Origin of the sequence: Paenibacillus sp. VTT E-133291, assembly GCF_002264395.1 — a bacterium.
GTDB classification, from domain to species: Bacteria; Bacillota; Bacilli; order Paenibacillales; family Paenibacillaceae; genus Paenibacillus_AQ; species Paenibacillus_AQ nitricinens.
The window spans coordinates 18,443-39,424 of the sequence record NZ_NFVA01000054.1 but is presented as its reverse complement, the minus strand read 5'-3'; the positions used below and the strand labels follow the sequence as shown (position 1 = coordinate 39,424).

At 36.2% G+C, this 20,982-nt stretch carries 25 protein-coding genes; 19 read left to right on the top strand and 6 right to left on the bottom strand.

Annotated features, from left to right (window positions below):
- Nucleotides 1–571 precede the first annotated feature (571 nt).
- Nucleotides 572–982 carry a hypothetical protein gene (locus CA598_RS20115; protein WP_094877658.1) on the top strand — a complete coding sequence of 137 codons (411 nt, stop codon included), beginning with the start codon at nt 572–574 and terminating at the stop codon, nt 980–982.
- A gap of 317 nt (nt 983–1,299) precedes the next feature.
- Here CA598_RS20115 and CA598_RS20110 read toward each other — a convergent pair whose 3' ends face one another.
- Nucleotides 1,300–3,435: a type IA DNA topoisomerase gene (locus CA598_RS20110; RefSeq protein ID WP_094877657.1), complete on the bottom strand. Its 2,136-nt coding sequence runs from the start codon at nt 3,433–3,435 to the stop codon at nt 1,300–1,302.
- A 149-nt stretch (nt 3,436–3,584) separates the two neighbouring features.
- Between CA598_RS20110 and CA598_RS20105 the strand changes: the two genes are divergently transcribed.
- The 3 genes from CA598_RS20105 to CA598_RS20095 all read left to right on the top strand — a co-directional run bounded on the left by CA598_RS20105 (nt 3,585) and on the right by CA598_RS20095 (nt 5,723).
- Nucleotides 3,585–4,238, top strand: coding sequence for a hypothetical protein (locus tag CA598_RS20105; RefSeq protein ID WP_094877656.1), 654 nt, complete (start codon nt 3,585–3,587; stop codon nt 4,236–4,238).
- A gap of 268 nt (nt 4,239–4,506) precedes the next feature.
- A complete protein-coding gene (locus tag CA598_RS20100; protein ID WP_094877655.1) occupies nt 4,507–5,355 on the top strand; it encodes a tyrosine-type recombinase/integrase in 849 nt (282 codons plus the stop codon).
- Nucleotides 5,356–5,489: 134 nt separating this feature from the next.
- Complete coding sequence (locus CA598_RS20095) at nt 5,490–5,723, top strand: hypothetical protein (protein WP_094877654.1); 234 nt, start codon at nt 5,490–5,492, stop codon at nt 5,721–5,723.
- 273 nt (nt 5,724–5,996) lie between these two features.
- Here CA598_RS20095 and CA598_RS20090 read toward each other — a convergent pair whose 3' ends face one another.
- The 3 genes from CA598_RS20090 to CA598_RS20080 are packed head-to-tail and all read right to left on the bottom strand — an operon-like array spanning nt 5,997 to nt 6,971.
- Nucleotides 5,997–6,470, bottom strand: coding sequence for a YhjD family protein (locus tag CA598_RS20090; protein ID WP_094877653.1), 474 nt, complete (start codon nt 6,468–6,470; stop codon nt 5,997–5,999).
- Nucleotides 6,471–6,481: 11 nt separating this feature from the next.
- Complete coding sequence (locus tag CA598_RS20085) at nt 6,482–6,781, bottom strand: hypothetical protein (protein ID WP_094877652.1); 300 nt, start codon at nt 6,779–6,781, stop codon at nt 6,482–6,484.
- The gene (locus tag CA598_RS20080) at nt 6,774–6,971 is read right to left on the bottom strand and encodes a hypothetical protein (protein ID WP_094877651.1); all 198 of its coding nucleotides are present in this window, start codon (nt 6,969–6,971) and stop codon (nt 6,774–6,776) included. Before CA598_RS20080 ends, CA598_RS20085 begins: the two co-directional genes overlap by 8 nt.
- Before the next feature lie 153 nt (nt 6,972–7,124).
- Between CA598_RS20080 and CA598_RS20075 the strand changes: the two genes are divergently transcribed.
- From CA598_RS20075 to CA598_RS32005, 4 genes are all read left to right on the top strand, one after another.
- Complete coding sequence (locus tag CA598_RS20075; RefSeq protein ID WP_256990571.1) at nt 7,125–7,412, top strand: hypothetical protein; 288 nt, start codon at nt 7,125–7,127, stop codon at nt 7,410–7,412.
- Nucleotides 7,413–7,471: 59 nt separating this feature from the next.
- Entirely contained in the window at nt 7,472–8,365 is an 894-nt protein-coding gene (locus tag CA598_RS20070; protein ID WP_094877650.1) for an ATP-dependent DNA ligase, read from the top strand.
- A gap of 89 nt (nt 8,366–8,454) precedes the next feature.
- Complete coding sequence (locus CA598_RS20065; protein WP_094877649.1) at nt 8,455–8,799, top strand: hypothetical protein; 345 nt, start codon at nt 8,455–8,457, stop codon at nt 8,797–8,799.
- Nucleotides 8,800–9,333: 534 nt separating this feature from the next.
- On the top strand, nt 9,334–9,654 hold the full coding sequence (locus CA598_RS32005) for a hypothetical protein (RefSeq protein ID WP_143812431.1): 321 nt from the start codon (nt 9,334–9,336) through the stop codon (nt 9,652–9,654).
- Between the two features lie 94 nt (nt 9,655–9,748).
- Here CA598_RS32005 and CA598_RS20055 read toward each other — a convergent pair whose 3' ends face one another.
- The gene (locus tag CA598_RS20055; RefSeq protein ID WP_094877647.1) at nt 9,749–10,624 is read right to left on the bottom strand and encodes a hypothetical protein; all 876 of its coding nucleotides are present in this window, start codon (nt 10,622–10,624) and stop codon (nt 9,749–9,751) included.
- Nucleotides 10,625–12,181: 1,557 nt separating this feature from the next.
- Between CA598_RS20055 and CA598_RS20050 the strand changes: the two genes are divergently transcribed.
- Nucleotides 12,182–13,510: a replication initiation protein gene (locus CA598_RS20050; protein WP_094877646.1), complete on the top strand. Its 1,329-nt coding sequence runs from the start codon at nt 12,182–12,184 to the stop codon at nt 13,508–13,510.
- Nucleotides 13,511–13,551: 41 nt separating this feature from the next.
- Nucleotides 13,552–14,532: a site-specific integrase gene (locus CA598_RS20045; protein WP_094877645.1), complete on the top strand. Its 981-nt coding sequence runs from the start codon at nt 13,552–13,554 to the stop codon at nt 14,530–14,532.
- A gap of 113 nt (nt 14,533–14,645) precedes the next feature.
- On the opposite strand, the gene CA598_RS20040 is transcribed toward CA598_RS20045, so the two are convergent.
- The gene (locus tag CA598_RS20040; RefSeq protein ID WP_094877644.1) at nt 14,646–15,527 is read right to left on the bottom strand and encodes a helix-turn-helix domain-containing protein; all 882 of its coding nucleotides are present in this window, start codon (nt 15,525–15,527) and stop codon (nt 14,646–14,648) included.
- A 228-nt stretch (nt 15,528–15,755) separates the two neighbouring features.
- On the opposite strand from CA598_RS20040, the gene CA598_RS20035 reads away from it, so the two are divergent.
- The 9 genes from CA598_RS20035 to CA598_RS19990 all read left to right on the top strand — a co-directional run bounded on the left by CA598_RS20035 (nt 15,756) and on the right by CA598_RS19990 (nt 20,890).
- Complete coding sequence (locus tag CA598_RS20035) at nt 15,756–15,980, top strand: helix-turn-helix transcriptional regulator (RefSeq protein ID WP_256990570.1); 225 nt, start codon at nt 15,756–15,758, stop codon at nt 15,978–15,980.
- Between the two features lie 230 nt (nt 15,981–16,210).
- A complete protein-coding gene (locus CA598_RS20030) occupies nt 16,211–16,606 on the top strand; it encodes a hypothetical protein (RefSeq protein ID WP_094877643.1) in 396 nt (131 codons plus the stop codon).
- A gap of 50 nt (nt 16,607–16,656) precedes the next feature.
- Complete coding sequence (locus CA598_RS20025; protein ID WP_094877642.1) at nt 16,657–17,379, top strand: transcription termination/antitermination NusG family protein; 723 nt, start codon at nt 16,657–16,659, stop codon at nt 17,377–17,379.
- A gap of 47 nt (nt 17,380–17,426) precedes the next feature.
- Nucleotides 17,427–17,885 carry a thioredoxin family protein gene (locus CA598_RS20020; protein WP_094877641.1) on the top strand — a complete coding sequence of 153 codons (459 nt, stop codon included), beginning with the start codon at nt 17,427–17,429 and terminating at the stop codon, nt 17,883–17,885.
- Nucleotides 17,886–17,978: 93 nt separating this feature from the next.
- Nucleotides 17,979–18,383: a hypothetical protein gene (locus CA598_RS20015; RefSeq protein WP_094877640.1), complete on the top strand. Its 405-nt coding sequence runs from the start codon at nt 17,979–17,981 to the stop codon at nt 18,381–18,383.
- A 139-nt stretch (nt 18,384–18,522) separates the two neighbouring features.
- The gene (locus CA598_RS20010) at nt 18,523–19,026 is read left to right on the top strand and encodes a metal-dependent hydrolase (RefSeq protein ID WP_094877639.1); all 504 of its coding nucleotides are present in this window, start codon (nt 18,523–18,525) and stop codon (nt 19,024–19,026) included.
- Nucleotides 19,027–19,043: 17 nt separating this feature from the next.
- Entirely contained in the window at nt 19,044–19,487 is a 444-nt protein-coding gene (locus CA598_RS20005; RefSeq protein ID WP_094877638.1) for a type II toxin-antitoxin system PemK/MazF family toxin, read from the top strand.
- A 698-nt stretch (nt 19,488–20,185) separates the two neighbouring features.
- On the top strand, nt 20,186–20,581 hold the full coding sequence (locus CA598_RS19995) for a pilin (protein WP_094877636.1): 396 nt from the start codon (nt 20,186–20,188) through the stop codon (nt 20,579–20,581).
- 12 nt (nt 20,582–20,593) lie between these two features.
- Nucleotides 20,594–20,890: a hypothetical protein gene (locus CA598_RS19990; RefSeq protein WP_094877635.1), complete on the top strand. Its 297-nt coding sequence runs from the start codon at nt 20,594–20,596 to the stop codon at nt 20,888–20,890.
- The last annotated feature ends 92 nt before the right edge of the window (nt 20,891–20,982 follow it).

Below are 20,982 nucleotides of genomic sequence, written 5' to 3'. Positions count from 1 at the left end.
AAGATCAACACATATATAATTACAATCTGCAACGTATAGTTATATAAAAAGTAAAATTATATTTATATATGAATATAGTTTTATAAATGTAAACGTATTAAGAATTTAATTAGAGAATGCATTACAATCTATTGATAAACGTATATATAGATTTAAAATTGTAGTTATATACAATATTGTATTTAAATTAGGATATGAAGTTGGATTTATTAATGTAAGATGTTTTATATTGTGATTATAAAATAATATTTAATCTATATTTATATTTGTTTGCATTATTAAAGAGGGTGATATTTATGAGGTATCCACATTTCTTTATTTTGAATGGTTAACATAACTTAAAACAGGTAAACCAGCTACAACCCGTATGAGGGTTGCAGCTCGTCTCCTGGTTGTACCTCCGGAAATGCCGATTCGTTGCGATCGTTCACGATGTTGAAAAGTCCTGAGGATCTTAAACCTCCATCTCATGCTCCTGAACCGCCAGACTTAATAGAACCATATTAGCATTCACTTTATCATCCATATAGATTCATAATTAGTTATGAATCTATAATGGAGAGTGATTATATTGTTTATAAAAGCTGTAGGTAAGGATATGAAAATAATTAACAACAATAATACTTCTGTAAGTATCGGAGGAACTGTCAATGGGCACTGCGTAATGGATTCTCCAAATACCATTTGCGGTTTTCCAAAATTTGAGAATCCACTAGAATTAATTTTTCTTGAAGTTGAACCAGAAGGGCAACCTGATTTCTACAAAGTTCCTTATGAACCGACTTATATTTTTGAAAGTAAAATGAGAATAACTCGTTCTATTTCCTTGGATGAACTTAAATCCATGGATAGTTTCTTTAAGGAGCGTTGTGAACATTACGAAAAGGAACTTCAAAATGGACAAATTTCAAAAGTAAGTAGGCCTGATAACAATTTTCAGAAATTCATAAAATCATTCACTAGAAAGAAAACTGAATCTTAAAGCACAACTGCAGGAGCGAATTCATGGAAGAGGATCGTTTGGATAATAAGGTTACGAAAGTTTGATAGATCGAAAGATCGCACGATCGCACGATCTTGGCATACGTTTTGTTTGAAATGTGAAAGACTGGCGAGGATTTATAAAATGGATTGGTGTCAGAATTTTTAGTCTGAAAATAAAGTAGTAGGTAGGATCGTCAGTATACGTGCTTAGCTGGAGCAGGGTAGATCTTGTGCCGGTGCTTTAGGATGAGTTACGGCTTTAAGCGCAGTTCCAGCATCAGTCTACTACTTTATTTTCTACTTTCAGAGATAGATTTACTTCTTTAATTTCCTGCTGTTTACAAATTCGAGTTTAATTTCAGCATTCATTAGTATAAGTTTTGCTTTATATTCAACCTTAGATTTATTTTTGAATTTTATAGTTTCCGTTTTTCCTTTACTAATCAAATCATTAACATGTTTATGTGAAATCGTTTTTCCATACTGAACTTTCCATATCGTAAATTTACAACCTTCATTGTAACGAGAGCAACCAAACCCTCTTGTACCCTCTATAATTTTACCAGCTTTACAAATGGGGCAATCACCAAAATCATTCTGAATTCGATTCGCAACATCTGTTTGTTGATCCTTTATTTTCTGTACAATTTTATTAGTGAACTGTATAACATTATGCATGAACTTATCATGGGCTGCTTGACCTTTTGCAATCTCGTTCAGCCTCTTTTCCCACATTGCTGTCATTTCAGCACTTGTTAAAACTGCTAATTCTAATTCTCGTAATTTTGATACTAATTCTCTACCTTTTGAGGTGGGAGATATTTTTCTTCCCTTCAGCTCGATATAACTCTGATCCTTTAATTTTTCAATTACAGAATCTCTAGTAGCTGGAGTACCTAGCTGTAGATCAGTCATTCCCTCTTTTAACTGAGTGTCTGATATTTTACGTCCAACATGTTTCATTGCTTTGATGAGTGTGCCTTCAGTGTACGCTGGTGGAGCCTTGGTTACACGTTCTTTAGTATTAGAACTAATGCAGAAAGACATTTGTTCAGGGTCGAAATTGAAGTTCGATATTTCATTCATTTCCTCACTGTTTTCTGTATTCTCAGTATCTTTATTTTTATTTTCATTTTTTAATGTCTTATAGACCACTTTCCAACCTTCATCCATGGTTTCTCGAATGGAAGTCTTAAATTGTTCGTTCTCAATTACAGTGTTGATTCGATGATGCCTGTAGTTCGCGCTAGGATAAAAATGTACTATAAAACGACGTACGATCAAGTCATAAAGTTTTTCTTCATCTATGTTTAAATTGCCTGGTAATTTTTGTGTCGGAAAAATAGCATGGTGGTCTTCAACTTTCTCTGGTCTACAAATGTTTTTATTACTGGAAGAAACTAAATTTGTATCTCCAGCAAATATAAGAGTCTGGTATTTATCTAATGATCTAAGTAGATTAAAAACCTTGTGCATAACTGGTATGTTGTCAGCTGCAACAAAGTTTGATGATGTTCTAGGATAATGAATTATCTCGTGATCCTCATATAGGGATTGTGCGATTTGTAGAGTCTTTTTAGCCGAAAAACCAAACATCCTGTTTGCGTCTGACTGGAGATCTCCTAAATCATATAGTAGAGGAGGTTTCTCTGCTCCGTCTTTTACTTCGTAAGACTCTATCCTGCCAACTTTACCCTTAACCTTATTAGAAACTCTATCTGCTATTGTACGATCGACTACGTCTTCCTCTGTATGCCATAATCCAGTATAAGAAGTATTTTCTTGTTGAAAGTTGGCCTCAACTGTGTATGATGTTTGAGGTTTAAAGCGTTCCAATTCATCTTGTCTATCACAGATCATTGCCAGAACTGGAGTTTGAACCCGACCAACAGATAATACATTTCCTGGACCGCCAAATTTAGTTGTAAAGGCACGTGTTGCGTTCATTCCAATTAACCAGTCTGCCTCGCTTCGGCAGCGTGCGGCAGTCAACAAAGGATAGTATTCTTCTCCATTCTTCAAATTTTTAAAACCCTCACGAATAGCTTCTGGAGTAAGCGAAGAAATCCATAATCTTTGAACCGGTTTCTTAATATTAAGGTACTGGAGGATATATCCAGCAATCAATTCGCCTTCGCGACCAGCATCACAAGCATTAACAATAGAAGAGCATTGCTTGGACAATGTATGTATAAGTTTAAGTTGATCTTTTGTTTTTGTGGAAGGAATTAACTGAAATTTATCAGGCACAATCGGCAGATCTTCAAGGTTCCATCGTTTATAACGATCATCATAATGGTCAGGCTCAGCTAAGCCTAAAAGGTGCCCAACAGCATAAGTTACGATATATTGGTTGCTTTCGAAATAACCCGATTTTTTTGTTAAGCCACCTAATGCTTCAGCAATCTTTCTTCCCATATCTGGTTTCTCGGCAATTATTAGAATAGTCATTTTAAAGCCTCCTATATTCTTTAGGGAGTCATTTCCTACGAATATAGTAACAAACATATAATTTACTGTACATAAACGTTTACAATAAAAATGTTTATAGTATGATTTACATACAGGCAACAATACTAAAGAATAGGGTGTCGATAAAAATGATCACGAAGAATACTAATATAATTCTGAGTACAACTGATAGCCGACTGGTAAAAATAGAAAATCTTCGAAAAATAATGCTTTCATTTTGTATTAGACAAACATCACAAAAAGATACTTGTCAACAAAATGAGTTAGAGAATAGAAGAAGGCAAAAGAAAATGTGGATACAAGCTTTGATAATTATAAAAATGTATTGTTCTACACTTACAGAATTGATTGATGAATTAACATTGTGTTTAAGATGGATAGAGCGTGAACGATTAATACTAGATGCTCCAACATATCTCACAAAAGAGTATGAATCCTTAGGCAGACAGCTGGATCACATGAATGAAAACGGATATTATGCTGGAGAAGCCATGATTAGAGTGGCTCTATTGCTCCAGAATAACCATTTGCGCTTGGGAGCATCAGAGATACAAGCTGTATTCTCACTGAGTGATATTGAGTGGCAACAGTATGCAGCTAAATGCAAGCTGAACCAAGTCGAGGAAAATGATATAATCCATGTGCTTACGGGAAATGTGGGAACAAAAGCAATTCAGGATTTTGTAATTCATGTTTTTTTTAAGAGAGCCATGGAAAATAACATTACAAGAGATAAAGTGAAATGGAATGCTGCTAGTATTTTCAAAAACATATTAGTTTGATATTATCTAGAAGAAATAGGGAAAAACTCAAGCAGATGAGGCCAAGTTATGAATATAGCCTTTCTGCTTTTTGTGTATTTTACTGTTAAGGACAATTTCTCCGAATTATCTTTGCCCTTTATTTTACATAACTCAGTTCTATTGAAACTGGAAATTAAACCTTTCGAACCGTTGGTTATGCTGCAAATATAGCAAGTGGAATATTTTATATGGAATATATTCTTAAACTTTTGTGAGGTACAATAAGCATGTGAGGGGAGGCTGAACTATGAGTATATACAAGCAGGAAGAGTTTGAGAAATATCTTATTAAATCCGATTTGACAGAGGCAACAGTGTATACGTACCTTGTTGAAATCAGGAAATTTATGAGTTGGTTTCAGCAAGTTTATCCTAAAACTGAGTATTTTAATATAAATCAAGAAATTATCAAAGGGTATTTAAAAAATCAAGAAATTGACCAAAAAGCAGTAACAACAATAGATAAAAAAATCTCTATCATAAAAAAATATTTTGATTTTTTATGGATGAACAATTATTTGGCTGGTTATGATCCTAGCGTTAAGATAAAAAGAAAGGGAAAGAGAAGTGATCGAGAATACTTAACTGAACCTGAAATAAATCAGTTGATTTCATTGTTAGAGATGATAGCTACACGGGATGATGACATCATTACGAAAAGAATGCGAGCACTTACCTATTTATACATGTATACAGGATTACAGATGAAAGAAGGGGGATGTTTACTAAGAACAGATATTCTTCCCATTGAAAATGGATTTCAAATCTTCATCAGGGTTGGATCTCAGCGAATAGTTGAAATCACAGGTGTTTATGCTGAACCGTTAGATGAGTATTTGACATTGTTGAATCAAAACGAAATGTACGTCTTCCCTGGTCGTGGTGGAGGGCATCTTCAACCAAAGTCTATACATTTAATATTTCAGGATTTATCCAACAAAATGGGAGGGATCTCTATCCTGCCCCGCAAATTAAGAAATACCTACGCTGTAATGCAATATAAGAGTGGGGTATCTATCGAGAGAATAGCGGCAAATATGGGGGTTAACCAGTTACAGCTGCCACAAGAAATATTAGCTTTAAATATAAGTCAATAAAGTGAAGTAGGGGAGCACCAGAATGGTTACGACTCATTTGAGATCCGACGACTTTTGGATAGTGGGGTTTCAATTGTTGAAATTAGCAAACAGCTAAACAAAGACTATCGCTATAGTGAAGGGAGCGTAGGTATATGGAACTGAGTATAAGGACTGTTGAAGAGTGGAAAGATGTATTGCTGGTTAAAGAAGGTCCGGAGTATGGTAAACCTAAAAATACAATTGACTTGTCAGCAAGAGTATCGGTTGAGGTATGGATGCTTATAAGCCAAGCAAAAGTAATTCATGTACCTGAGGTTATTCTGCTCTTGGAGATTGAGAAAGTTTATGAAGCTTATTTTTATCTTATGCCGAGAATGCGAGAGTAGAAATAATTTGATCAACTTAATTACCACAAGATACACACAGAACAACTCATTTTGTACGCTTATTTGTCAGTGGCCGCTCCTGGTTTCTTGATGATCGCAAAATATGTTTTGCGTAGTCTATGAACAAGTACTAATCGTTTTTTGTATCGTACGCGTCATTGACAACGCTGGATTTCCAAGTGAAGATCATGCTATCAATATTACAACTTCTTCAAGACCCTAGTAACAATATGCAAAAAATCCCGCCGACCAATTATGGTTGACCGGATTTCGTTATTTCAGGTGGTCTTTTAATATTACTCCGAGTTCAGCTGTATATTTAGTCAACCTTAAACTTATCTGTGTACGCATAACATCTCGAGTTAATCCAAAGCGTTCCTGATATCCTCGACAAAAGATTTTGTAATACGTGATAAATTCATCTTGCTCATCCGCCAGCATTTTGATATTCCGCAGCTTCAGTTCTTTCTGCAGTCGATATGTATCCTGCATGATCCGGCGCTGTATGGATTCGCCAGCCATCAAGAAGGTGCGTTTAAGAATGCTGCTGGAGTGTTCGAGTTCCTTCAGGCTCTTGCCGACCATCGTATCTATGTAGGGAAGCAAAATGAGGTCTCGAACCATCGTGCGTTCCTCCGTAGTTATCATTTTATCTGGGTTCTCACGCTGCTGTTCCTCGTACTTCTCAACATGCTCAGTCATGATCATTTTCGTTTTCCAGCGTTCATTACCGTCTAATTTGGTCATAGTGACCCCTCCTAATGATAAAGCCAGTAATCAATATTAGTACCACCACTGCCGCTCTCTGCGCCTTGTTGTGGCGTTTTTTCGTACGGCACGTTCCGTTCCCAGCCCTCGATAATAATTGTTGTCTCTATAGGCTTAGACACATCCCAATCTATATAATGCTCCGCAGATAGCACCTTAAAACCCTTGATTATCTCCGCCGGGTGGCGTCCGCTCAATCGTCCCAACTCTTTGATGTTTGGCATCCGCCTGAATTGATATCTAAACTGCGATATAATTCGCAGCAGCTTGCGCGGAGTATCATCAAGCATGATGCTTCTCCGCCACAGGCTGCCACGAGAGGACACTCGCTACCAAGAATACACGCGGCGCTCCAGTGGTCAGGCAAGTAGCCCTAATACGGCCGGCACGAATGCCGAGGATCTCGATCTTGCGTTGCGTTATCTTCTCCGCCTTGTCTTGGTATATAATTTCAACTATTTGGCCGGCATTCATTTTCATGTGACCGCCTCCACTTATGAGAACATTTGTTTGTATTATAACCGTATTAGAGAAATTTAAGCAATGGAAAAAAGAGACAGCAGGTCCCATAATCCAAGACTTACCTGCCCTCCCCTGTGCATCAAAAGATTATAATTATGGAGAGGTGAAACTATGTTTATATCCCCTATGTTATTACAAACTGCTGCTGGACCATTCAGTCACAGCGATTATATATTTGAACCGAAGGATGTGCGTGGGTTGCCCCTGATGAGCCGTAAAGAGATACTGGCGGGATTAACCCTACCGTCTAATAGCTTTGGAGTAGTACCGCACGTAGAAGGTGATGGAGAGGCATTATTTGAGCAGATCGTAACTCGGGGTATGGAAGTCGTAGTAGGTAGTATCTACATAAAAGTGTACATAAAGAAATATGTACATAATTCTCAGTTATACCAGTGATCCCATATACCTCTAGAATGCTCATCATGATATGTTGATTATGGAGAGGTGTAGCATATATGTTAAATCAATCAATCAAACCTATGTTGCTGTATCCGTTGCAGCCTAATCAAATAAAAAGCTGGAAAAATAATAGTTTGAAATGGGATGGCTTTAGAATACTGATCCACTATGAGAATGGTAAAGTTCGTGCATTTTCAAGGCACGGTACGGAAATTACATCGAGATTTCCGGAATTGTTAAATATACAGCTTCCCGTAAAATCAGCGATCCTGGATGGAGAGTGCATAGTATTTGATTTAACCCAGCCCAAGGATCAGCCACCGAAATACTGGTGGGATGATGCTATGGCAAGATTTAATATCAAAACTGAGTCAGGGGTTAAACGAATTGTTACCACGTTAAGGGCTCATTTTCCTTTGTGGGACATTTTATACTTGAATGGTGAACCGATAACACAGAAGACCTTTAAGGAGCGCAGAGAAGTCCTAGAATCGGTTGTAAAACAATCAGAGACATTATCAGTAACCCCTTTATATGATAACGGGCACGAACTGTTTCAAAAGGCTAAAGAACTGGGTCTTGAGGGTGTGTGTCAGTATAATGGGGATGCTCCAATGATTTTAGATGGGCGTTCAGAACGTCACGTTGTTAAGGTAAAAGCGTATCAATACATTACGTGCCAGATAGAATCTATGCGGATCAAGGGGAGCTTTGGGTGGGGTCTATCAGTAAACGGTAAGTATGTTGGTATGCTGGAATTTCCGCCTGGCCATGTAGAAATACGTGCGTTTAATCATATATCGAAGCAGCTCATATGTGGCGAAAGTAAAGGCTGGCGTTATCTTGAGCCGTTAATAAGTTGCAAAATCAAATTTCAATGTTTCACTAAAAACGGAAAACTTCGTTCTCCTAAGTTTGAAGGATTTTGTACACCTATTTCTGTACAATGAAAAAGCTGAAGATATCCTTGGTCCACAAGCTAAAGGATATGTTTGAGTATTTATGTACAGGTGACTTTATGTAGATACTAGGTAAGCGTATGAACAGCTTATACGAGACTGGACGTAGATCTCACGCATGGCAAAAGGTCATCAACTGGACCTATGCAGATGTTTTCATAACCGGATATCGCAAACAGGAATTTGGTTGGCTAGCTGCTGTACCGTCCGGTTCATCTGGTGAATTACGTCCAGCTGGGATTATAGAACTCGGTGCGTCACCGATCCATAAGCAAGCATTCAGAAGCGTTGCCCATCAGCTTGTAAAAGGCGAGGATAAGGAGTTTGTACATCTTGAGCCAAGATTACAGGCAAAGGTGCGTATGAGGAACTGGACCAAATCTGGAATGCTACGAAGTCCAGTATTTACAGAGTTTATAATATAAAAAAGAGTCACCCAGGATTGATTAACTAAACATTTATGTATCATAAGTACATTTTAATTGTGTTAATGTCGCTTAATGATGCAATATGTAAAAATAAAGTAATAGACTGAAAATAAAGGGCAAGTCGGTATGGAACTGAACGAGAAGCGCCAGCGGCATGGCCAGCAGTTGCAGCTCACGCCCCTACTATATTCCCGATGAAGTCGAATAGATGATAGGTATCTTTAAACCACGTACCCTTCTAAAAGATGGGTACGTGGTTTTTTCGGGGCTATAGTCTGCGTTTTCGTTTTTTTTGTTCTATGAACAACTTCAAGCTAATGATAAAGAGGGAATTAAAATGTGTATACAAAGTTGTATTTTAGAAAAATATAAGGATGTTACACATACAATTTTAGAGGAAGATGAGGAGGGATTGTCCTGAGCAAAAATTTTAATTTTGATCTCAATAATCCTAGAAATGTAGTTGGGATCTATTGGGGGAAAAATCCCATAAAAAATGGAGAGGATCTATTATACGAGGGTCTTCCAATATTGATGTGGATTGATAAAGACGGAAATCCTTTGGAAGTTAGCGCGTACTATAAAATATACGGTAGACATAGTCCTGCCCCACCTGAAGTAAGGGCAGCGTATTCTGAATCAGCGTGTAAGCCAGAGGCTCAGAAATTAATTTATGGATGGAATAACCCTCCTGAAGGCGAAGGTACTTACACATATGTATTGCATAAAGTGGAGTTTTCTCGGTCAACGGACGAAGATTCTCATACTACTAATCCTACAGGGCATGGTACAAACTGGGAAGGTTGGGGGACTGGCCACTGTCATGTCTACTACACAAAATCACCCAAATAGAATCATATCGTATTGGCTAACAATAACAATTAAGATGTAAATTCAATAAAACAGCAACCTTAGATTCTTGGGTCTAAGGTTGCTGTTTTATTGATTAATTTCCTTCAATTTTAATGTCTTTAGAATTAGATTGAAACTTCATCATTAACTCAGTCATAGAATGCATGTGTTCTTTAGTTAATTGGTCTATTTTTAGGTTGCTATTTTCTTGCCACAAAGACTTTTCTTTTAATAAGGTTTCTTTTGCGGTCATCTCCATTTCTTTTTTTAGGATTTCTAGCTCACGTTCATGAGCCTTCATTAATTGGTCGATTTTTGAATCATGCTCTTTTTTTTTCATATCATTGTCTTTTTCTAGTTCTTCGTTTTCCTTACGTATTCTGATTACTTCCTCTTTTTGCATTTGTAATTCTTGTTCATATGACTTTCTTTGTTCTACTAATTCATTTTTAACCTTAATTGCTTCTTGTTCGATATGTAGCTGTTCATCAATCTTCGCTTTCAATTCTTTTAATTTATCGTTATTCAAACGATTTAATTCCTCAAGCGTAGCTGCTGTTTTCTCTAAAAGATCCATTTTTGTTCGAAGATCTATTTGCGTAGCTGAAGCCTCGATTAGCTCCTCCTCTTTTTGTGAAAGGCGCTTCTGGATATGAGAAAACTCAACACGAAGAGACTCTAACTCTTGGGATAAATTAGATGCTTCTTCTAGAGAGTTTAATTTTACCTCCTCAACCGAATCCGCTCCACGTTGATAGATCCGAATCAAGATATGATAGACACGGTTCATGTGCTTCTCAAGATCCTTCAGGTCGTATTCAACAGCTGGATCGTGTTTCTGGATCTCTTTTATCACTTCTAGCGCCATGAGGGACTCTAGCCACTCACCAGCATCCATTCCGGATGCTTCAATCCTACTATTTACTACTTCTAGTGCTTCTTCGCTCATTTTAATCCCTTTTGTCGCCATCTTTATTATCCCCTTATTTATGAAATTGGTTAACCAATAAATCCTTATTTTATAAGGAAGTTAACTGGTTAACCGCGCAAAATAGGTTAACATTTTGTCTAGTATAGCATAAATTTCACCCATAAAATAGTAGATTCGGACTGATGTATGGTGCTATAATGAGACAGCGTTCTAACTTCCGATAATGGAAGTGTATCGGAAGTTAGAACGCTGTCTTTATATGGAGTTAAAAGAGGGAGGAGATGTGAGATATGTTGCATTACAATAAAGTTTTGTTCTAAACAATAAAGTTTTGTTCTTAGAGGATAATTACAATAGAGTAGTGTTTTTAAATGGGGGAACATGTGTTTATTCGGTCCAGTTTTAACTATATAGACCAAGACTTAATTGTGAAAATGCGGCAGTACAATTGCCGTAGAGAACTAAACTTTATTGTAAGTAACACTTTGCGTTGTTTGATGATTTTTAGATTTAGAACAAAACTTTATTGTAAGTTGAAAAATGAATGTCCCAAAAAACGTTGATTTTTCAACAGGTAAGAGAACAAAACTTTATTGTAATGACACAAGATAGTGTAGTGTTGCTTTTGGAGAAGAAAAGTTATTAGCACTGAAATGTGATTGAGAGAATTGTTTAACCTAGGTTTTATTAAACAACCGTATTTAAGGTTTAAATAATGTCCATAAAAACGGAGTATAACAAGTATGTAGTTTTCTTCTTTTCTATTAATTTGAATAGGAAGTTAAAAAATCATAATTTTTTTAAGAGTTTATCTTTGAAAAATAGTGTTTTGGACTAAATATTTAAAACTCGAACAGTCTAGTTTTTGAAATAATTAAGAATATTATAGATTTGGCTCCTTTTTTATAGACATATAACTGTATTAGGTCTCAGTCTGATATTGATTTTCTATTAGGCGACATATATTTTAAAAACTCTGTATGTTTCTATTATTAATTTTGTTTATATTTGTTTTATTATGTTTTGTACTGTTAGGAGTTAGTAGAGTGCTAGAGCCATATGGGTTTGAGAGGCTATATGTCCATAAATAAGGAATGAAATGTCCATATAAAAGGAGTGATATGTCCTGAAAAAGGGAGTCATAAGACCAATCAAACGGAGTGATATGTCCATATAAAAGGAGTAATATGTCCTGAAAAAGGGAGTCTCAAAGATAATTGATTCAAAAAATGTATTGATATGTCCATATAAACGGAGCCATTCAAACGTATGAGAGATAATTTATTTAAAACACAGGATATATATGGAATAAAGAGTTGCAATAGCTCCTTATTTCTGGACATATTACTCGTACGCTCCGTAAATCAGGACATATAATAGTAAAACCTCTAAAGTCGCTCCTTATTTCTGGACATTTACATTTGCATAAGATCGCTAGACTCCCTATCTCTGGACATATACATAAAAAACTTAGCTTTTTGCATAACGGAATAGCTAAGTGGAAGTTATATGACAGAGAAGAAGGATTATGAAATATAGGGGATTCGCTCAATCAATATACTTCTTTTAATATTAATAAGAGGAGGTGGAACGGTGATGGGGTTTATAGAAATACATGATAACGATGAAGATACACTAGAGTACGATGGGGAAGGCCAATTAGCTATGAAATTTACTACAGAAGTGGCTGAAATAAAACCTCACTATTGGGTCAATCAATCTAGGGAAATGATAAATGCTCGACATGATCTAAACATTACAGAAATGAAAGTAATAACTTCGATCATAAGCCTTGTTCAACCTTCAGATAGAGAATTTAAAACTTATACATTGTATGTCAGAGATTTAGCTAAATTATTTGGACAGACAGGGGCATCATTATATGAACGTGTCGAGCAAACAATAACGCAGCTACAATCTAAACAAATTACTTTTGAGAATGATAAAGAAATTAAACGTATAACATGGGTTCAGAGTGCTACTTATTACAAGGGTGAGGGTCGAATTATTATTAAACTCTCTGAAGATTTGGCACCATACCTGCGTGAATTAAAAGCATTCACAAAGTACCGTTTAATTAATACTATTCAATTAAAATCAACTTATTCTTGGAGAATATATGAATTACTAAAAGAAAGAGAATTGCAAAGTAGTCGGATTATTAAAGTCAAAGAGCTTCGACATAAGTTAGCTATAGCGGATGATAAGTACACAATGATAAAACATCTGAGAACGGTCATCGAGTCAGCTCAAAAAGAAATTGAGGAAAAAACAGACATTTCTTTTAGTTATGATGTTTATAAAAAAATAGGAAGAACAATTGAGTCATTTATCTTTCATATTCGGAAGAATAATCATAACGTGGAAACAAGGCAAAGCCTGGATCAAACTACATATGACGTAGAACGTATCCTTCATTTACTTGTGAAAAATGGTATCCATCGTAAAAAGGCAACCGTGCTCCTGCAGAATTATCACCCATATTACATAGAGGAGAACGTTCGTCACGTACAAAGAATAAATGCAGGTCAAAATATTAGTAACCTTGCCGGCTATATTGTTAAGTCTCTTGAGGAGAATTATGCCGATTCACCTTATGTAAAAGAGAAAGTAGCTGATCCTTTCTTTGGTGTTGGATTGTCTAATGCAGCAGGGGCATTAGAGATGGTTACGGCAAAGAACATTGATTCATTAAAGGAAATTGTAATGACTTATCAGGATATAGTAATGCGCGCTGCTGCAGAAAAATCAGGAGATAAGATTATTTCTCTTGGTAGGGAGCGGGACGAGCTTCTAATCAATGCTATAACCAATATTCAAATAGAACGAGCCAAAAGTAAAATGCCACCTCTTATATTTGATGATGTAAGCAACGACTCACAGCTAAGAAAGGCATTCCAACTATGGCAGAGCAGTGCGGAGTAATACATTGATATATGAGTTATTGAAATCGGAGGTGGTCCGCGGTGAGTAAAGAATTAATTCTTGTAGATAATGAAACTGATCTGAGCAATACCGCGGAGGATCTTGAGGCATTAAATTTGAGCGCTTTTGGATACTTAGGTAACTCAAAAGCAGAAAACACGAAGAAAGCTTATGAAAGTGACTGGCGTGACTTTCAGAATTGGTGTTTGAAATTCAATCTTATATCTTTGCCTGCAACAGCACATACGATTAATCTCTATTTATCATCGTTAGCGTTAAGTGGGATAAAAGTAGCTACAATTCAAAGGCGTGTAAGTGCGTTGGTAAAAGCTCATGAATACGCAAAGTACGAAAATCCGGTCGATATTACTGTTCGAGATACAGTGGCTGGTATTCGTAGAGAACATGGTAGTAAGGAGACAGGTAAAAAGCCGATTTTAGTGGAAATGATAAAGCAAATGATTAATCAGGTCCCAGAAAATAATAAAGGGATAAGGGATAAGTCACTTCTGCTACTTGGTTTTGCCGGTGCTTTTCGGAGAAGTGAACTCACAGCTTTGGACGTTGAAGATATTCAAGAATCCTCTGGAGGTTTGATTGTTCAAATTAAGAAATCGAAGACTGACCAGGAGGGTGAGGGAGAACTGATTGGTATACCGTATGGTAGCCAACCTTTAACTTGTCCGGTTCAGGCCTATTTGAACTGGTTGAAGATCTCAGGGATTCAGAATGGACCAATATTCCGAAAGGTAAACCGTCACGGTCAGATAGGAATGAATCGTTTATCTGATAGAGCAGTTGCTGATGTAATAAAATTATATATAAGAAAATGCGGGTTTGACGCTGATGATTTTTCAGGTCACAGCCTCCGTTCTGGTCTAGCGACATCAGCTGCGATGGCTGGAAAAAATGAAAGAGAAATCATGGGGCAAACCAGACATACGTCAGAAAAAATGGTGCGTAAGTACATTAGGATGGGTACACTTTTCCATGAGAATGCTGCTAAAGATATCGGTTTATAGTATTTTTTTCGAGGAAATCAAGGAGTTTGACTGGAGTTGTTGATTTAAATTGAAAAAAGCGTCTACACAGGTTGGTTTTAGCAATCTGTGTAGACGCTTTTTTTGAAAATCACCTATTCATTTGATTCTTCATCAGTTGCTCTTTGATGTGAATCTTCTAAGACATTCATTAATAATGAAACGATTTTTTCTTTATCGCTTGCAGACATTGGCTTACCAAATGCTTGAAAGCTGTTTGAAGCAATGAAATCAATAAGATCAGGCAATTTTGGCATTTCAGTATGATAACCATTTGTTTCATCGACATATCCATATAAATAATCGGGGGTGACTTCGAATATTGGAGCTAAGCTATAAACATCCTCCAACCGCGGTCTTGCTTTCCCGTTCATTAACTCATTGAGTTTTATGTCGGTAATGTTGGTCTTAAGGGAAATAAACTCTAAAGGTAAGACTGATTGATTAACCAATTCAGTTAATCGTTCTCCGAATTTTTTAATACGTTCATTGAAAATTTGAGGCTCCTCAGATTTCACGACGCTGTCGCCGACAGTATAACCAGCCATAATGAACATTTCTTCTTCAGGAACTTGGTATGCATGAGCAAGTTTTCTTAAAGCATCAGATGAAACTCCGCCATCTATTCGATCGGTCTTACGGGTGGAGCCTTTCTCTAGTTTTGCAATATAAGAATGACTTAGGCCAGTAAGTTTCATAGCATCTCGAAGTGACAGTCCATGAGATATTCTTAATTGCTCAAGATATCTTCCAAAGCTAGTTTGCGTTCGAGATCTTTCTAGTAACTCTTCTTCAGAGAGTTCCTCCACAATCATTTTTGTAGTCTTGCCTTTTTTCTTTTTTACTGATGAAGAAGACGTTAAGTTAGATAGTTGCATTTCAGCTCTTAATTTTTCTCTCAAAAAGTTACGCTGTTCTTCTCGCATTTCATTCATTAACTCATTCTTCAATAGTTCTCTTTCATCTGAAGTTAACATAAGAGTTCACCCTTCCTAAATTTGCCCATTTTTACCCGAAATGAATCATTTGTAATCAATAAAATACAATAAACAGTCAATTTACTGTATATGATCGTTGACAGTTACTTGGAATACAGTTATATTATGAGTATAATTTCAAATGAGTATTCAAAATATAAACCACTCTGGCCCACACCAGAAAAGGTAATACTGCTTCCTATCATACTTTAGAAAGGACGGTAATCGTTGAAAGCTTGTTCCACTCCTCAATACATAATTACTAATGACCTTAAGGGAATAAGAAAAGCAAACCAGCTAAGTCAACAAAAACTAGCTAAGTCTGTAGGGGCAGACAGACAAACGATTATCAAGATAGAAAAAGGAGGTTCCCCTGAACTTTGGTTGGCATTTGCTATTGCAAGATATTTTAAAATGGATATCAACGACGTTTTTTTTTGCGAAATTCTGTAAACATATGAATACAGAAGTTTGTGTTTGAATTAATCATATCAAATTGTTATAAAAAGTCAAAGTCACAAAAGTATATTTTTGATACAGAATTTTATATCCTGTGTATTTAGTCATTTACATTATAACACATCACATCAATCGCGAATAGAATACTTGCCACAATTCGACAAATGGCGACAAAAAAACATGAAGCGTAATTGCCTTAAACACTAAAGTGAAGGAGGTGCCATGTGAGCAGCTATTTAGAAATGAAGGCCAGTTATCAAAGTGATCGAAGCAAAGCATTAAAAGGTCGAAATAGAAAGACAGTTGTTCATTTAGGTGATTATTTTAGTCAAGAGGAAAAAGAAGCGCTTTTGAATCATCGTTTGAGTAGCAGTGCAGTATCATCTTGCAACTTTGCTCTTGATACCTTAGGCATTCGAGGAGAAAAAATTGATGAAGAGTTGTTGAAGTTGTTAGATCCTGTTGAAGAGAAGGTAATTGTTCTTCGGATTGAAAAGCAAGAAGATTTTTCTTCCATTAGTGATACATGCCAAATACCCATTCGTGAGGTTATGGAAATACTTCGGAAAGCTACGCGTAAGATCACAACGTTTATTCGATTAAACAGGATTCAGAAATAAAAATGCTGTTATCTTAGATCAAAATTCACATTTACAAAGGAGAATGAGCAATGTCTTGGTACGCACTTCAAGTTAAAACGGGTCAAGAGTTTGAAATAGCCGAAGTGATTTATAAATATGCGAACTTCAAGAACTTAGCCGACAAAATTACGGACATCTTCTCCGGTGTGAAAAAGATCGTAAAGATGACTAGTAAAGGTCGTAGGATTGACGCTGAGCCAGTATTAAATGGTTATATTTTTGTTAAGCTTTTACAAGATATGACTGGTGAAATATGGCATCTATTAAAAAATGTACCTGGTGTATTTAAGGTACTGGACATGCTGCCAATCAGTGAGGAAGAAATAGAGCACTTGCAAAAGAAATGTGTTGGGGAAATCGAATTTAAAATAGAAGTAAAAGATGAAACTGAGTTGGACAAACAAGAACACATTACAACCGTAATAGATGAAAATGAAGAAGCACATCTATGTAGTGATACTACGCTCAATGAAGTTAGGAATGATCTGAATGGAACTGATGCATCTGATAAATTAGAAGTGAATAAGAAACAAAGATTTTCACAAAAAGGGGAATCTACTCCTTACAGCTATATAAAAACATTGATGTACTCCTTCATAAAGGGAGGAAAAAAAGTCTTTCGTATCCCGCTTCCCGTTTATCGAGAAATTCTGGAGGCAGATGAATTACTTGAAAATCCCCAGAACGAAAGAAATCCGTATTTCATTTTATGGGTCGCCAAGCGGCATTTCAGAAAACTTTTAATGACATGAGAAATCTCAATTACTTAAAAATAAAATCTGAAATCTTGGGAGGAAACATGAAAAAGAGAAAGCGAGTAGGATTCATTACATTTGGTATAGCAATTGTTTCCATTTGTTCAATTATTTCGATAGCCCTTATAAAAAACTACACATTGGCACCAGAAGAAGAAACAAAACAAGATGTAAAAACTAATTTCATTGCTTCTCTTCCACAGCAAATGAAGGAAGTTTCTTCTGAAGCATTAGTTAGCCCAAGAGAAGACGACTATTTGATTTTTTATTATTCCAACGACTGCATTATAAGTGAAAATCTCGTTCCATCTATTGAGGAATATAGTAGTAAGAGCAATGCGCTGCCCATTTATGCAATCAATGTAATGGATGAAGAGAATGAGAAGTTAGTGGAACAGGAGCATATTATAGGGACTCCAACCGTTATACATATGAGGAATGGAGAAGAGGTATGGAGAACTATTGGTAAGCTTGATCTTAACCAACTCCCAACTATATTATGAAGTCAGACACTTTTGTTGAATATGCGATGAAACGCATATTCGGTAAAAGTGTATTTGTGTTTACATACAAAACTATCTTCAGAAAGGAGAGTTATGGCGAAATCTAATCAGAACAAGTCAAAAAAAATAAAGGATGAGAAACTGGCTTTCATAATTCAGAGACCAGATCCTTCGACCGTTCCTATTTGTCGAGTTGCTATTTCCCAATACTCTACCATTTCAAGCACTCTCACTATGATCAAAAGTATCATTAATCAACTCAAAAGGCATCCAGGTAATCGTATAGTTAAAAGAATTTCAATTCACAGTCATTGGTTAGAGGTTGAGTTGGACCTTTCTAATAGTTCAACACCTGATTTTTGCGTATCAGAGTTAATCCAAAAGTTGAGTTTTAGTTTATCTCAAGTCGGAAATTATCCAGCCGATTTGGAGTTGAAAGAAGTACTAGTGGACAATGAAGGTATAGTAACGATTAAGAAAGATAGTGTAATCTATTGAATACAGAAACAACATGTGTTAAGATTAATTCATAAATTACTTAATTATTTTCGCAAATGAATAATTCTTATATTTCTATTTTTAGAGCCTTCCAATTGGAGGCTCTTTTTATGTTCTCCAAAAAGAGAGGGGAGAGAAAATGTACGCGAAAACACATGTTATTGCAGGAGCTGTAGCTGGTTATTGTATGTATCCGTCTTGGGCAGGTATTTTAGCTGGTTCGATTGGTGGATTGATCTCAGACATTGACGAAACTAAGAGTTATCTAGGACGATTAGTTCTTCCAATATCCGTTATCTTAAAATATACGATAAAACATCGGACACTCTCGCATTCCTTGCTATTTGCTAGTGGGTTAACCATTGTATTAGCTCCTATTCTGTTTCTTTTTTTTCATACGTGGTTAATTTCATTGGCCTTTTTTGCAGGGGTAATTTCTCATATTCTGGGCGATATGATAACGGGAAGGGTACAGCTGTTTTGGCCATATCAGAAAAAATACGGAATAAGGATGCCTTTTCTGGTATATCGGTTTGTTGATATATTTTTTCGATCTGCCTTAATTGTATTGATCATATACAAATTAATTTCAGGTGATGTTATTGCACATCTCCTTGCAAATACAAAAGATCTTCTGGGATAGAGAAGGGAGTCGGCAACATGGGGATGCCAGCAGTAAATGAACGAGGTGCTACTAGTAATCATTCTGATGAATTTAAAAAGGGTAGGATATTAAATGAATCTAAAAAAAAAAGAATGATGGTATCAAGAGGAGAAATTTATTGGATTAAGGATACTCATAAGGAAGTAGGAAGTGTTCAAAAAGTAGATGGTTTTAGACCGGCTTTGATTATATCAAACAATAAAGGTAATTATTACTCCACTACGGTTGTGGTAGTAATGCTCTCAGGTCAAGTAGAGAAGGCGATGCGAAAAAAATTGGATTGTCAGATTATCATAGATACCATTGTAGGAATGCAGGTTGTTATGTGCGAACAAATCCGAACCGTGGACAAAGTTCAACTTGATGACCATATAACGAAGTTATCAAAAGAACAAATGCGAGCTGTCGAGGAGGTGCTGAAGCTGCAGCTAAATTTATAGAGAATTATTTTAAAGGAGAGGGGAATAGTGTTAATTTATTTATTCGGAAGTTTGCTTATACTGATTAGTTTAATTGATCTGTCATTAACCATGAGGCGAAAGATCATTAGATACCCAAACTCTCATTACAAGTTTTTTTGTATACGATGGCTAAAACAATTTGTTATGTACGGAGATACATGGAATGGATTTAGAGTAACGACATTGATAGATCGGATTTACAACCGTGTACTTCTTATAGTTGGATTGCTGGCTGTGAGTAGACTGGATATAGACTATATTGGCATATATCTGCTAATGTTTGTTCCTTCAATTACTATTGTCATTTTGATTGAGTCTTTAAAAAAGATAATAACAGGTAGAGATATAAGTGTGGGATTAGCTATTGTTCGGAGCATTTATTTTACATGTATTTTATATTTACTGGTTGGTAGTATGGTTTTTTTATACCAAAATGATCACGATGGAATCCGAATAATTTTATTTCTTTTGGCTTTGCCTTTCTGTAATTCAATCTATAGAAAATTCTATTTCAGGTTGAATCGAGATGTTACATAAAATAATTTGAGAATAGAAAAAAGACTTCTCTCTTTCATAGAGAGAAGTTTTTTTTTAGGGTAGGGGGTGACTTGGGATTTTGATGATGAATTTAATTTAGGAAACCGGGCCAATAACACTTTGACATGGAGGATAAAAGAATGGGGATTTTAAAGACAAAGCGATTTTGGTTTGAATTGTTTTTGGTAATGGTAGTATGCTTTACTTTTGCAGCAGTCGCACACGCCACAACACTCGATCCAACGAATGGTAATGCATTAAAGGAAACCATTAAGGGCGGATCTACAAAGGCTGTTGAGTATTTTCGATATTGTGTAGGTTTTCTAGCTGTTGCATTTATTGTTTGGGCTGGTATCCTCTTTTTGACTGCGAACGGTGATTCACAGAAGATCCAAGCAGGGAAAGAAAGAATTAAGTGGACTATCGGGGCAGTTGTATTGGTAATTCTCGCAGATAAAATTGTCGGTGTTGTTTACGGCATTATTCCAGATTCGACTCCTGTTGACCCTGGGACAGCAGCGGCGCCAAAAAAATAGGGAGGCCATCTTATGTATGGAGAACAACATTTATTGGCCTTTAAGAGTAACGAAAAGAGCACAGTCATTTATAGTTTGACCTACCCACAAGTTGGATGGTGGGCGCTCGGAGGGTTGATAACTATGAAATTGGGGGGGATTATTAGTCCGATTCCTGGTATTGGTCCTTTCGGATATATTTTTCATCTCATTCCGTTCTTAATTTGCTTAGCTTTTGCACACATCAAACATCCAAGAACAGGTTTGTCGCTTCACAAGTATATTTTTAATTATATTCATTGCCGAATTAGAAAGCGTAAATTTTTGTGATGTTACAAAATGACATTAACACTGTCAAGTCACTCCCTTGTTCACTCGGCAGAGAATTTATAAAGGGAAGAAAAAAGGCTCGCCATACAGGC

Coding starts and splice junctions, on each gene's coding strand:
- CA598_RS20110 (WP_094877657.1), bottom strand. CDS start 3,435: ATGACTATTCTAATAATTGCCGAGAAACCAGATATGGGAAGAAAGATT.
- CA598_RS20105 (WP_094877656.1), top strand. CDS start 3,585: ATGATCACGAAGAATACTAATATAATTCTGAGTACAACTGATAGCCGA.
- CA598_RS20100 (WP_094877655.1), top strand. CDS start 4,507: ATGAGTATATACAAGCAGGAAGAGTTTGAGAAATATCTTATTAAATCC.
- CA598_RS20095 (WP_094877654.1), top strand. CDS start 5,490: ATGGAACTGAGTATAAGGACTGTTGAAGAGTGGAAAGATGTATTGCTG.
- CA598_RS20090 (WP_094877653.1), bottom strand. CDS start 6,470: ATGACCAAATTAGACGGTAATGAACGCTGGAAAACGAAAATGATCATG.
- CA598_RS20085 (WP_094877652.1), bottom strand. CDS start 6,781: ATGCTTGATGATACTCCGCGCAAGCTGCTGCGAATTATATCGCAGTTT.
- CA598_RS20080 (WP_094877651.1), bottom strand. CDS start 6,971: ATGAAAATGAATGCCGGCCAAATAGTTGAAATTATATACCAAGACAAG.
- CA598_RS20075 (WP_256990571.1), top strand. CDS start 7,125: ATGTTTATATCCCCTATGTTATTACAAACTGCTGCTGGACCATTCAGT.
- CA598_RS20070 (WP_094877650.1), top strand. CDS start 7,472: ATGTTAAATCAATCAATCAAACCTATGTTGCTGTATCCGTTGCAGCCT.
- CA598_RS20065 (WP_094877649.1), top strand. CDS start 8,455: ATGAACAGCTTATACGAGACTGGACGTAGATCTCACGCATGGCAAAAG.
- CA598_RS20055 (WP_094877647.1), bottom strand. CDS start 10,624: ATGGCGACAAAAGGGATTAAAATGAGCGAAGAAGCACTAGAAGTAGTA.
- CA598_RS20050 (WP_094877646.1), top strand. CDS start 12,182: ATGGGGTTTATAGAAATACATGATAACGATGAAGATACACTAGAGTAC.
- CA598_RS20040 (WP_094877644.1), bottom strand. CDS start 15,527: ATGTTAACTTCAGATGAAAGAGAACTATTGAAGAATGAGTTAATGAAT.
- CA598_RS20025 (WP_094877642.1), top strand. CDS start 16,657: ATGTCTTGGTACGCACTTCAAGTTAAAACGGGTCAAGAGTTTGAAATA.
- CA598_RS20020 (WP_094877641.1), top strand. CDS start 17,427: ATGAAAAAGAGAAAGCGAGTAGGATTCATTACATTTGGTATAGCAATT.
- CA598_RS20015 (WP_094877640.1), top strand. CDS start 17,979: ATGGCGAAATCTAATCAGAACAAGTCAAAAAAAATAAAGGATGAGAAA.
- CA598_RS20010 (WP_094877639.1), top strand. CDS start 18,523: ATGTACGCGAAAACACATGTTATTGCAGGAGCTGTAGCTGGTTATTGT.
- CA598_RS20005 (WP_094877638.1), top strand. CDS start 19,044: ATGGGGATGCCAGCAGTAAATGAACGAGGTGCTACTAGTAATCATTCT.
- CA598_RS19995 (WP_094877636.1), top strand. CDS start 20,186: ATGGGGATTTTAAAGACAAAGCGATTTTGGTTTGAATTGTTTTTGGTA.
- CA598_RS19990 (WP_094877635.1), top strand. CDS start 20,594: ATGTATGGAGAACAACATTTATTGGCCTTTAAGAGTAACGAAAAGAGC.